Source organism: Enterobacter sp. Taxon_8 (genome assembly GCF_058354585.1).
In genome coordinates, this window is the sequence record NZ_CM177989.1 from 4106972 (window position 1) to 4119349 (window position 12378).

10 protein-coding genes are annotated in these 12378 nt (G+C 55.7%); 4 read left to right on the plus strand and 6 right to left on the minus strand.

What is annotated here, in order from left to right:
* Window positions 1-54: 54 nt before the first annotated feature.
* Entirely contained in the window at window positions 55-1011 is a 957-nt protein-coding gene (gene ytfQ, locus AC4IBF_RS19555) for a galactofuranose ABC transporter substrate-binding protein YtfQ (protein ID WP_014882271.1), read from the minus strand.
* A gap of 309 nt (window positions 1012-1320) precedes the next feature.
* Between ytfQ and ppa the strand changes: the two genes are divergently transcribed.
* Window positions 1321-1851, plus strand: coding sequence for an inorganic diphosphatase (gene ppa, locus AC4IBF_RS19560; RefSeq protein ID WP_111965368.1), 531 nt, complete (start codon window positions 1321-1323; stop codon window positions 1849-1851).
* A 158-nt stretch (window positions 1852-2009) separates the two neighbouring features.
* On the opposite strand, the gene AC4IBF_RS19565 is transcribed toward ppa, so the two are convergent.
* The 3 genes from AC4IBF_RS19565 to tamA are packed head-to-tail and all read right to left on the minus strand — an operon-like array spanning window position 2010 to window position 7863.
* Window positions 2010-2354: a gamma-glutamylcyclotransferase family protein gene (locus AC4IBF_RS19565; protein WP_111965369.1), complete on the minus strand. Its 345-nt coding sequence runs from the start codon at window positions 2352-2354 to the stop codon at window positions 2010-2012.
* Window positions 2355-2356: 2 nt separating this feature from the next.
* Entirely contained in the window at window positions 2357-6133 is a 3777-nt protein-coding gene (tamB, locus tag AC4IBF_RS19570) for an autotransporter assembly complex protein TamB (protein ID WP_143344573.1), read from the minus strand.
* Entirely contained in the window at window positions 6130-7863 is a 1734-nt protein-coding gene (tamA, locus tag AC4IBF_RS19575; protein WP_111965371.1) for an autotransporter assembly complex protein TamA, read from the minus strand. Before tamA ends, tamB begins: the two co-directional genes overlap by 4 nt.
* A gap of 223 nt (window positions 7864-8086) precedes the next feature.
* On the opposite strand from tamA, the gene msrA reads away from it, so the two are divergent.
* Both msrA and paeA read left to right on the plus strand, forming a co-directional pair.
* The gene (gene msrA, locus AC4IBF_RS19580) at window positions 8087-8728 is read left to right on the plus strand and encodes a peptide-methionine (S)-S-oxide reductase MsrA (RefSeq protein ID WP_023310171.1); all 642 of its coding nucleotides are present in this window, start codon (window positions 8087-8089) and stop codon (window positions 8726-8728) included.
* 254 nt (window positions 8729-8982) lie between these two features.
* Window positions 8983-10320 (plus strand): polyamine export protein PaeA, encoded by a 1338-nt coding sequence (paeA, locus tag AC4IBF_RS19585; protein ID WP_023310162.1) that lies wholly within the window; start codon window positions 8983-8985, stop codon window positions 10318-10320.
* Between the two features lie 71 nt (window positions 10321-10391).
* Here the strand turns inward: paeA and AC4IBF_RS19590 are convergent, their stop codons facing one another.
* Window positions 10392-10598 carry a DUF1107 domain-containing protein gene (locus AC4IBF_RS19590; protein WP_008501430.1) on the minus strand — a complete coding sequence of 69 codons (207 nt, stop codon included), beginning with the start codon at window positions 10596-10598 and terminating at the stop codon, window positions 10392-10394.
* A gap of 323 nt (window positions 10599-10921) precedes the next feature.
* Between AC4IBF_RS19590 and AC4IBF_RS19595 the strand changes: the two genes are divergently transcribed.
* A complete protein-coding gene (locus AC4IBF_RS19595) occupies window positions 10922-11479 on the plus strand; it encodes a YtfJ family protein (RefSeq protein ID WP_348942554.1) in 558 nt (185 codons plus the stop codon).
* Here AC4IBF_RS19595 and cysQ read toward each other — a convergent pair.
* On the minus strand, window positions 11473-12213 hold the full coding sequence (cysQ, locus tag AC4IBF_RS19600; RefSeq protein ID WP_111965373.1) for a 3'(2'),5'-bisphosphate nucleotidase CysQ: 741 nt from the start codon (window positions 12211-12213) through the stop codon (window positions 11473-11475). The genes AC4IBF_RS19595 and cysQ overlap by 7 nt on opposite strands.
* Window positions 12214-12378: the final 165 nt, after the last annotated feature.

Below are 12378 nucleotides of genomic sequence, written 5' to 3' on the forward strand. Positions count from 1 at the left end.
TTCCCCCTGCGTCAAGCCGGATGGCGCAGCGCCACCCGGCATGTTCAGACAGGCTTAGTAGCCCATATTTTTCTTCTTCTCTAACTCTTCTTTCGCCGTGTCAGGCAGGTAGAGCGTGGATTTGGTAACCGTCACTTTCTCCGGCATCGTGCCGTCTTTCTTGAATTTCTCCAGCGCGTCGAATGCCGGGCCCGCCATGTTTGGCGTCAGCTCCACGCTGGCGTTGGCTTCGCCGTCAATCATCGCTTTGTAGATATCCGGCACGCCGTCGATAGAGCCGGTGAGGATATCTTTGCCCGGCTTCAGGCCCGCTTCTTTAATTGCCTGAATCGCGCCGATTACCATGTCATCGTTGTGGGCATAAACCATGCAGATATTCTTGCCGTTGTTTTCAGCCTTAATGAAGCTCTCCATGACCTCTTTACCTTTACTACGGGTAAAGTCGCCGGACTGAGAGCGGATGATCTTGATGTTTGGCGCTTTCGCGATGGCTTCAGCAAAGCCTTTTTTACGGTCGATGGCCACGCTCGCGCCGACGGTGCCCTGCAGCTCAACGACGTTACACGGCTTGCCGTCGACCTGTTTCACCAGCCAGTCGCCAATCAACTGCCCTTCAAGCACGTTGTTAGCGGTGACGGTTGTCATATAAAGGGATTTGTCTTTGACGTCGATGGAACGGTCGAGCAGGAAGACCGGGATCTCAGCGTCTTTCGCTTCCTTCAGGACGGGTTCCCAGCCGGTTGCCACGACGGGTGCAATAAAGATGGCATCCACGCCCTGGGCGATAAAGGAGCGCACGGCTTTGATCTGATTCTCTTGTTTTTGCTGACCATCGGCGATTTTCAGGGTAATACCGCGTTTCTGAGCTTCGCTTTTCGCCACGTTGGTTTCTGCCGCTCGCCAGCCAGATTCAGAGCCGACCTGCGAAAAACCTACGGTTAAGGGAGCGGCCATCGCCATAGACGACATGGCTGCCGAAACTGCTGTGACCAGGAGTAAGCGCTTCCACATATGAACGTCCTCGTAGGGTGAGTTATTGTTGGTTAAAAGATGTTCTGCGGAATGACTATAGCCCATGAAATATGTAACGAATTGCGTTACATCACACTTCAGAAAAGTGAATAAAACGTTAATCACAAGTTTGTAATCGCTTTCATTTCTCCATGAAAAATGCGGCTGAGTTTATGGATTTTTCTGTCATGGAATCGGTCTGAAAAGTGGGAAGAACGTGGAGAGAAGGCGAAAACAGGCGGAGACATTCAGCGCGAGTTGGCTATAATACCTGCCACTTGTTTACCATCCATTTTAAAGGACACCGACATGAGCTTACTCAACGTCCCAGCGGGTAAAGAACTGCCAGAAGACATCTACGTAGTTATCGAAATCCCGGCTAACGCAGATCCGATCAAATACGAAGTGGACAAAGAGAGCGGCGCCCTGTTCGTAGACCGTTTCATGTCTACCGCGATGTTCTATCCGTGCAACTACGGTTACATCAACCATACCCTGTCTCTGGACGGTGACCCGGTTGACGTGCTGGTCCCAACGCCATACCCACTGGAGCCAGGCTCCGTCATTCGCTGCCGTCCAGTTGGCGTGCTGAAAATGACCGACGAATCCGGTGAAGATGCGAAGCTGGTTGCGGTACCGCACACCAAGCTGAGCAAAGAGTACGATCACATCAAAGATGTGAACGACCTGCCAGAGCTGCTGAAAGCGCAGATCACTCACTTCTTCGAGCACTACAAAGACCTCGAAAAAGGCAAGTGGGTTAAAGTTGACGGCTGGGACAACGCAGAAGCAGCGAAAGCGGAAATCATCTCCTCTTTCGAACGCGCTGCTAAGAAGTAATTCTTACTGCCGATTGATGAAAGCCCCGCACGTCGGGGCTTTTTTTGTGGCGGGCGCGCAGCTGGGTCTACAGTGAACATGTAGGCCGGGTAAGCGTAGCGCCACCCGGCAAGAGGCGTAAAAAAACAACGCCACCTCACGGTGGCGCTGTTTTTTTTTCAGTACTGGTCTCTGTCTAACCAGTTACCGCTTACAATCCGCGTTAACCCTTCGACCGGACGCTGGTAGACATACATCCACGCGCTTCCGTACGGCGTCTGGATCAACTGGCGTGCGTATTCACCGCCCCTGGTGCGCAAGGCATCAAGTTCGGCAAGCGTCGCGTTATCAATACGATAAACTTCACCCTGTACTGTTCCTTCGCCCGGAACCGCGCCTGGATAGTGGCCCAGGCTGTACAACTGGTAGTTCTCGATATCGTAATTCCCCAGTAGCTGGGCATTGGTCATCCAGTGACTGTTGCCTTGCCTGGTTCGTAAACTGCCGTAGACAAATATTCGCATTGCTAAAACTCAAACTGATAGAGCAGATCAAGTGCCTGGTCTACGCCGGACACTGCTTCCAGATATAGCTTAGGCATCAGGCGATAGCGTAACGTGAGTGTTGCCAGTGAGTCAAAGATCCCCACACCATATTTTACCTGCAGACCCGGCAGTACATAGCCGCTGACCACCACCTGCGAGGAGTCACCCACGCCCTGGGTGTCCAGCGCCAGATTGCTTACGCCGAACGTCTCGCCGATTTTACCCACAACCTGCCCACTTTGTGCAACCCCCAGACCCACTAACATCGAGGTCATCGCCGCGCTGTCGCTCTGACCGCTGTCCAGGCCTTGTCCACGCAGCAGATAAGAGAGGGCTTCCTGCTGCGACATCGCCGGGTCAGAGAAGATCTCCGCCTTCGGTTCGTCGGCGGAACCGGTAACGCGTACGCCAGCAATAACGTCGTTTTCCGTCGCTTCAGGGTTACGAATCGCTTCGATGTTCAACAGAGGCTGATCCGGTGGACCGGAGAACAGCAGCTCGCCTTTGCGCACAATCAGGTCCTGACCATAGGCGTGGAAACGCCCTTCAGGAATATTGATCTGCCCGTTCAGGCCAAGCCCTTGTTTATCCTGCGCCACCTTCAGGTCGCCCGTGAGCCTCGCCTTCAGCCCAAACGCATTCAACCGCACGTTATTCCCCACGTGCACGATAAGGTTACTATTGATCGGTATGCCCGCGCTCTTCTGTTCGACAGGTTTCAGATTTTCATTGAGCATAACTTCATCACTTGAGACGCCGACCGCGCTTTCCGGCACGTCGTGAACCACGATGCGCGCCCACGGCACGTCGACGCGTCCGTCAAGCGTGAAGAGGCTTGGCGTGGCTTCAAAGACCACATCAGGCGAGACGTCCAGGCGTACCATCGGCGGTACGGTGATGCGCACCTTGCTGCCTTTCGCGGCAATACGCGCGCGCCAGTTATCGAGCTGGCTCCAGTCCGCGTCACCGCTCAGGTTGATTTGCCCTTGCTGCGTCAGTACCGAGCCGCTCAGCGTCGAGCTCATGCCGTTGAAATTCATCGCGATCTGGCTGGGCTGCATGTCAAACGGCATAAAGTTGCCGTCAATATCCACGCCGCTAAGCCGCATCTGACCGAACAGCTGCGGGCTTTGCGCGTTGCCGGCCAGGCGCAGGTTAGCGTTCAGCATGCCCTCGGCTTTTTCCCCGCGGGCGAAAATCGGGTTCACCATCGCCAGGTTGAAGTTACGGATGTTGACGTTACCGCCCAGATTACGCCGTCCCTGCGGATCGGTAATCTGGACCTGCCCATCCAACTGGCCGTTGTTGGTCAGGCGGATTGTCCACCCCAGCTGTGCGCGATTGTTATGCAGATCGGCACTCAGGTTCAGAGTATCGAACGCTACCGGAAGGGGCGCGTTGTTGACCTCCTGCGTCACCTTCACGTTACGCCCGGACAGCGTGACGCTGCCCTGCGGCAGCCCCTCTTTGGTGGTGTCCCAGGCGACATCGGCTTTTCCGCTGAAGACGCCGCTCGCCTGTGTTGTATCCGGCATAAACGGCTTCAGCATCGCCAGATCGAAGCGGTTGAGGTTGATCTGCGCCCGCCCTTCCGCGCCCGCATCGATGGTCTGCGGCACGCACAGTTCCGCATTCGGGTTGGTCCAGCAGTGCGGCCCAATGCTGATCTTCTGCTCGGCGTTGCGGTAGTCCAGGGCGATGGAGCGCGAGAGCGCCAGCGGCCCGACCGGCGTATTGAAACGGGTGTTATCCAGCGTACCTTTCCAGCGCTCCTCTTTGCGGTCGAAGCTGCCGGTCAGGTGAAGCTGGCCGGAGACCGGCTCGCCCTGCACGCGCAGCTGGAGATCGTGCTGCTTCTCGTTCCCTTTCGCGTCCAGGGTGACAAGGCTAATGTTCACGTCCGGCTGAGAAATGCGCTCCACGCGCAGGTTCAGGTTACCGCCAATCTGATCGGTGGATTTCACATCCCCTTCCACGCGGACGCGGGCAACGCTCAGCTCCTGCCAGCGCAGGTTATTGGCGGTGATATCCGCCAGCAGCTGCGGCGCGTCTACCGTGCCGCGAACCTTCACGAGTCCTTTTGCCGTGCCGCCAAGCCCCGGCAGGGCGTTATCCAGATTCGGCGCGTCGATGGTGGCGTCCAGATTGAGATCTTTCACCCCCAGCTCGCCTTTGATATCCGCCGTGTTGCGGCCCAGCGCCACGTGCAGCCCCGGGATAACCCACTGCAGATAGCTGTTGCCTTTCACCGAGCCTTCAACGTTCACCTTGTTCTGCTTCACGTTCCCGGTGAGCTTAATTTCCGGCACGTCCATCTGCCACGTGCCGCCGTACAGGCTGCCGCGGGTTTTGATCAGGCCATCCAGCTTCGACGGCCAGTCCGGCACCTCTTTGGCGGTATTAATGCCCGTCAGCTTCAGCTCGCCGCGCCAGCTGATCGCCTGCTGCCAGTCGAGCAGAGCGGTCAGCTCGGTTTTACCTTCCAGCGCCGCGACGGTCAGCTTGTCGAGGTTGACCTGCTGTTCGTTGCCCTTCGCATCCAGGGTGATGTTCGCGGGCGGCACGCCCTGCCCCTTCACCGCGGTGCGGAACGAAAGCGTGTAGTCGGTCATCTTGCCGCTCAGCTTCAGCTTCAGGTCATCGGCCTGGAACTGTTTTTCGCCGGTGAACGGCCAGGAAAGCTGCTTGCTGACCACCTCAAGATTGAGCGGCAGCCCGGCTTCCGCCAGCTGGGTTTGCGCGCGCAGGACCATGTCCACCGGGCCGGAGAGATTCACGCCAACATCGAGCTTATCGCGCAGCGCCCCGCCCACCTTGACCTTCACCTTTTCGCCTTTCAGCGGATCGATGTTGAGGGCACTGTTAAGCGTGATGTCCACCGGCCAGTTATCGCGCAGCAGGGCATTCCCTGACGCATTCACCGAGCCCTGGTTGGTGTCGATATCCAGCGCGTCGAGCTTCATGTTGCCGTCAATGCTGCTGACTTTCAGCAGCATATTGTAGACCGTCAGATCGGTATCGCCGGTCAGGCGCAGCTGCTCGCCTTTGAACTCCTCAATATTGAGGTTCAGCGGCAGGTGAACGTCGGTCATTTCCGGCAGGACAGGCTTCGAGAAGAGATCTTTCAGCGTTTCGCCCAGCGGCTTCTCTTCCGGCTGCGGGTTCTGAATTTTCGGCTCGACGATCTCTTCCTGCGCCACGTCGGCCACCTTCGGCAGCGCGATCAGCAAGCCCTGCAACGACGTCGGCGTCAGGGTGAGGTTTTTCTCCTGCCAGCGCAGGCCGGAGGTAAAATCCATCACGGACACGGTGGTGTCGTCGATTTTGATATTGACGTTATCAAGCGCCACCCGATAGAGCGCGATCGGGTACGGCGTGGAGAGATTCAGCGGGCCGCTGTCTTCTTCTTCAACCGGCGCAGATTTCGGCATTTTCTTCGAGTCTATCGCCACGTTGACGTCTTTAAGCGACAGATCGTTGACGCAGAGCTTGCTGTCCCGCAGGCAGCCTAGCTTCACCGCGAGATGGAACTCCCCGGCGTTCACCGCCACGCCCGGCTGCTCGTAGCGGATATTATTCAGACGCAGATCGCGCCAGCCACCCGTCACCTGACCAATCTCCAGCCCCGGCACCCAGCGGTTCGCGGCGTTAAACAGCAAATGCAGCCCGGTCGTCGTTCCTACCAGAAACGCCACCGTACCGAGCAGCAGCACGATAAAAATCAGCACCCCGAGGCTTATTTTCTTCCATAAACTCATAATTCAGGCCCCAGACCGATGTAAAACTGTAATCCGTGTTCATCTTTGTCGCCGACAGGCACGGCGAAGTCGAGCTTGATGGGTCCGACGGGCGACTGCCAGCGTACGCCCACGCCCGCGCCGGTTTTAAAGTCGCTGCGGCGGATATCGTTCACCGCTTCACCGCCGTCAACAAACATGGCGCCCCACCACTTTCCGCTGACGTTGTACTGATACTCCAGCGATCCCGTCGCCAGTTTTGACGCACCGGTTAGCTGGCCCTTTTCGTTCTCAGGTGAGATCGATTTGTACTTATATCCACGAATGCTGCGGTCGCCCCCGGCGAAGAAGCGCAGATCCGGCGGAACGCGCTCGAAGTCTCCGGTTTCAATCCAGCCGAGATTGCCGCGCATCACAAAGCGGTGTTTGTCATATAGCGTGCGGATCCAGACGTTCTGCGCCTGCAGAACGGAGAAGTCCACGTCGGAGCCCCAGGCGGAGTTGGAATAATCGATCGAGTAGCGCTGTGAGTCGCCCCAGGTCGGCATCAGCCCCCCGCGCGAGCGGGTTCGGCTGATCATTACGCCCGGATAAAGCAGCATGGTGGTATTGGTGACGTTGGCCTGGGTAAAGTGGTCCAGGCTCCAGCGCAGGTTAATGGCGCGCTGCCAGCCGCTGGAGAGATCCCAGAAGCGGGAGACCGCAAGCGTCGTAGAGTCCTGCTTTGTGTCGTTTAAATCGGTGCGCTTAAAACCGCCCTGCAGAAGGTAATATTGCTCAAGCGGATTTTTCAGCAGCGGCATTTTGTAGCTGAAATCCAGCTGCTGCTCGGGCGCAGAGAGGCTCAGGCTGGTGGTCAGGCTGTGGCCGTAAGAGTTCATCCACGGTTTTTTCCACGAGGTTTTCACGCGTGGTCCGACATCCGTCGAGTAGCCAACACCGGTCTCAATGGTGTTCTCGGTGCGCGGCGAGACAACGCCATGCAGCGGCAACACCTTGGTTTTGCGAGACTTCTCAAATTCCGGTGCGACAACTACGGAGTTAAACCAGCCGGTAGCGGAGAGGCGTCGGTTCAGCTCTCCGAGATCGCTCGACTGGTAGTAATCCCCTTTTTTGAAAGGCACGAGGTTTTGCAGGTACTCTTCGCGAATTTGCGAACCTTCAAACGTCACGTCGCCAAAGCGGTAGCGCTCTCCACTGTCGTAGTCGATATCCCAGAAGGCCTGACGTCTCTCCAGCGCAATGCCCAGCTGGCTTTTATTGAACTGGCTGTCAAAGTAGCCCTTACGCAGGGAAACATTCGTCAGCTCTTTTTTGAAATGGTCGTAGTCACCGTGGTTAAGCACGGTACCGATTTTCGGCCGCGTGCTGAGCAGGTCCAGATAATCCCGGTCGGTACGCGCCCCGCCGCGCAGGATGACGTTCGTACCGCCAATCAGTACCGGCTCACCCGGCGAAACGCGGGCAATAAGGACCTGGCGCCCCTTCTTTGGCGGCGGACGGAGGTCAAAATCAATGGTGGGTTCGTAATACCCCAGCGCTTTCAGCCCTTCACGGATCGCATCATCTACGCGCGCGCGAAAACGCCGGTCCGGCGTCACCTCATCACTCTGGATGGTCGACAACTGCGCACGCACGTTTTTTTGTAGCGCCCCGGATAACCCCTCAACCTGCAAACGGACATTCGCCGCGCTGGCAATCCCGCTTGTCAGCAACACACTGACTAAACATAACTGGCGGATTTTTGTCACGTTTTCTCCTGAATATCCCTGTTTCCACCCTGGAAGCAAATGAAGTGCCGCTCCGCGGCAAAATACGGCCTGTGGCCAAAAACCCGAATCGCGGGTTGAAAATGGGTGTAACACCCAAATATTTCTTATGATTAAATCTAGACTGATTCAGCGCATTTATTGTGTTCAATTAAACGCTTCGTGACAACCTTAACTGAAACATCGCACCCCGGGAGGCCCCATCGTGAGTTTATTCGACAAAAAGCATCTGGTTTCACAAGCTGATGCATTACCGGGACGCAACACCCCTATGCCTGTGGCGACCTTACACGCCGTCAATAACCACTCCATGACGAACGTGCCGGAGGGAATGGAAATCGCCCTGTTCGCCATGGGCTGTTTCTGGGGCGTTGAGCGCCTCTTCTGGCAACTCCCCGGCGTTTACAGCACGGCGGCTGGCTACACGGGCGGTTACACGCCGAATCCTACCTATCGCGAAGTCTGCTCCGGCGAAACCGGGCATGCGGAAGCGGTGCGCGTGGTCTATGACCCTGCGGTAATCAGCTACGAACAGCTGCTGCAGGTCTTCTGGGAGAACCACGACCCGGCGCAGGGCATGCGTCAGGGCAACGACCACGGCACACAGTATCGCTCGGCCATTTATCCGCTCACGCCGGAGCAAGATGCCGCCGCGCGCGCCAGCCTTGAGCGTTTTCAGCAGGCCATGCGTGAAGCGGGCGACACGCGCGAGGTGACGACGGAAATCACAACCGCGAAACCATTCTACTATGCGGAAGACGATCACCAGCAGTATCTGCATAAAAACCCTTACGGCTACTGCGGTATCGGGGGCATCGGCGTCTGCCTGCCGCCACAGCTTGCCTGATTTCCGATCCAGCGCCACGCGAGCAGCGTGGCGCACACGGCAGCGACAGCGTTGTCTCATAACCTAACCACCACGAGTTGGCCGCCCCCTCCGGCTATCTTCGCCAAAATGTGACCTCTGGCAGATTTACATCTCTTTACGCTATACTACCCGCTGAAATAATCGGCTCAACGCTACGAGCTGGTGTTCAATGTGTTTTCACACAAATGGTATCAACTCCCCTTCTGAGGATCTGGCGAGAAGCCGGATAAACTATGTTAAACAGTATTTTAGTAATACTTTGTCTGATTGCCGTCAGCGCATTTTTCTCGATATCTGAGATCTCGCTGGCCGCGTCCCGTAAAATCAAACTGAAGCTGCTTGCCGATGAAGGCAACATCAATGCCACCCGCATCCTGAAAATGCAGGAAAACCCCGGGATGTTCTTCACCGTAGTGCAGATTGGCCTCAACGCGGTGGCCATACTCGGCGGTATCGTGGGTGATGCGGCGTTTTCTCCGGCGTTTTACAGCCTGTTTGTTAAGTACATGTCCGTTGAACTGGCCGAACAGCTCAGCTTTATCCTCTCCTTCTCGCTGGTAACCGGCCTGTTCATCCTCTTTGCAGACCTGACCCCGAAACGCATCGGTATGATTGCGCCAGAAGCTGTGGCTTTGCGTATCATCAACCCGATGCGCTTCTGTCTGTACGTGTTTCGTCCGCTGGTGTGGTTCTTCAACGGCCTGGCGAACGTGATTTTCCGCATCTTTAAGCTGCCTATGGTGCGTAAAGACGACATCACGTCTGACGACATCTATGCGGTAGTGGAAGCCGGCGCGCTGGCCGGGGTGCTGCGCAAGCAGGAACACGAGCTAATTGAGAACGTGTTCGAACTGGAATCCCGTACCGTACCGTCTTCCATGACGGGCCGTGAAAGCATTATCTGGTTCGATTTACATGAAGATGAGCAGAGCCTGAAGAACAAAGTGGCGCAGCATCCACACTCTAAGTTCCTGGTCTGTAATGAAGATATCGACCACATCATCGGTTACGTCGACTCCAAAGACCTGCTGAACCGCGTACTGGCAAACCAGAGCCTGGCGCTCAACAGCGGCGTGCAGATCCGCAATACCCTGATTGTGCCGGACACTCTGACGCTCTCAGAAGCGCTGGAAAGTTTCAAAACCGCCGGGGAAGACTTCGCGGTTATCATGAACGAATACGCCCTGGTGGTGGGTATTATCACCCTGAACGACGTGATGACCACGCTGATGGGCGACCTGGTTGGCCAGGGGCTGGAAGAGCAGATTGTTCAGCGTGACGATAATTCATGGCTGATTGATGGCGGCACGCCGATTGAAGACGTGATGCGCGTGCTGGATATCGACGAGTTCCCGCAGTCCGGTAACTACGAGACCATCGGCGGCTTTATGATGTTTATGCTGCGTAAAATCCCGAAACGTACCGACTCGGTGAAGTTCTCCGGCTACAAGTTTGAGGTGGTGGATATTGATAACTACCGCATCGACCAGCTGTTGGTGACGCGCATCGACAACAAACCGACCGTACTGGTTCCGAAGCTGCCGGATGCGGAAGAGAAGGTATCGGCGTAAGGTTCCAGCCTCCACAAACATCAACGGCTCCCATTGGGAGCCGTTTTTTTAACTACTGCATAGCACGTTGGTTAAGCCATCTCAGTTTGCAGACGCATAACCTGACGGTTGACTTCGGACATCACAGACAGGTGCTGTTTGTCCTTCACTTTTGGGACAAGGATCTTGCCCTTATCAAACTCAAAAGCGCCAACATCCTTGATATACAACCGTCCACGGAACAGGATCTTCACGTACTTCGCCACCTGAAGCGGGTTGTAGCGTTGGAAAATTTTCATTCTTGTATCTCCTGCGAATCATACGCTCTTGCGGTGCCACAATCGGCCCGACTGTCCTGAGCGCAAATTTTAATGCCCAATGACTATAGACCAGAACTACGGTGTTACCCAGTGTGCATAAGTTTATTTACCGTTTGATTACAATTATTCAGAATAATCTTTGCAAAGCGTGACCGGGCGCAGTATAAGCCGTCGTTTTTTCATGGATATGTGCGTTCACCCGCAAACTGGCATCGGGATTGCGGGAAAACCACATTGATCGCACTTATGATTAAAGCGTAAGACCAAGTGGTCGGATCACCTGCAAACAATAAGGAAACGCCATGACCCTACGTAATATCCTTGCAGCAGCCTGCCTGCTGCTGCCTCTGTGGGCTTCCGCTCACAACATTGAAAAAGGACAACGTGTACCGCCAGTCGGCATTGCTGACCGGGGAGAATTGATTCTCGACAATGATAAGTTTAGCTACAAACCCTGGAATAGCGCGCAGCTCGCGGGCAAAGTGAGAGTTGTACAACATATTGCCGGTCGTACATCCGCAAAAGAGAAAAATGCCAACCTGGTGGAAGCGATCAAGTCCGCGAAATTCCCGCACGACCGCTACCAGACGACCACTATTGTTAATACCGATGACGCCATTCCGGGCTCCGGGATGTTTGTGCGCTCAAGCCTTGAGAGCAATAAAAAGCTCTATCCGTGGTCGCAGTTTATCGTCGACAGCAACGGCGTCACCCGTAAGGCCTGGCAGCTGGAGGAAGAAAGCTCAGCGATTATTGTGTTGGATAAGGAAGGTCGCGTGCAGTGGGTGAAAGACGGGGCGTTAACCCAGGAAGAGGTGCAGCAGGTTGTCGACCTGCTGCATAAGCTGCTGGCTCAATAAATAGAGACGCGGAAGCCGGGGTTAAGGAAGGATTCGCGCGGGGTGTAGTCCAGCGGTTTGCCCTGCCAGTCATGAACATGCGCCCCGGCGGCCGCAGCAACGGCATGCCCGGCGGCGGTATCCCAGATATTGGTTGGCCCAAAGCGAGGATACAGCTGCGCATGGCCTTCCGCCACCAGGCAGAATTTCAGCGACGAGCCGATCGAGGTGGTCTGGTGTTCACCCAGCTGCTGCAGGTACTCCTGCAGTTCGCTGTCGCTGTGCGAGCGGCTAATTACCACCAGCGGCGGACGCGCATCGCGCACCTGGATCTGCTTGCGCACGCCGCACTCTTCCTTCCACGCCTTCCCTTCTGCGGCGCTGTACATCACCTTCATTACCGGCGCGTAAACCACACCCAGCACCGCTTTCCCTTTCTCAATCAGGGCGATATTGACGGTGAATTCACCGTTGCGCTTGATGAACTCTTTTGTCCCGTCCAGCGGATCGACCAGCCAGTAGCGCTGCCAGTGCTGGCGCTCGTCCCAGCTTTGCGGCGCTTCTTCTGACAGGACGGGGATGTCCGGCGTTAAGGCCTGTAACCCTTTGAGGATCACCTTATGCGCGGCAATATCCGCCGCCGTGACCGGAGAATCGTCGGCTTTGCTGACAACCTCCATAGGTTTAATACCGTCATACACCTGCATGATGGCATCTCCCGCATCCCGTGCGAGCTGACAAATTTTTTCTAGCATTTTCCACCTCTTTGTTAACGCAGTGAGGTTAACTCTTTGTTTTAGTTATATCGTAATGTGAACAATTCCGCTATCTGTGAAGCAATTCCGGTTTCAGGTTACTTTTTTCTGTCAGGATTCACATTTCTGTAAGCAACAAGCTATAGATACATACTCTTTTGTGGT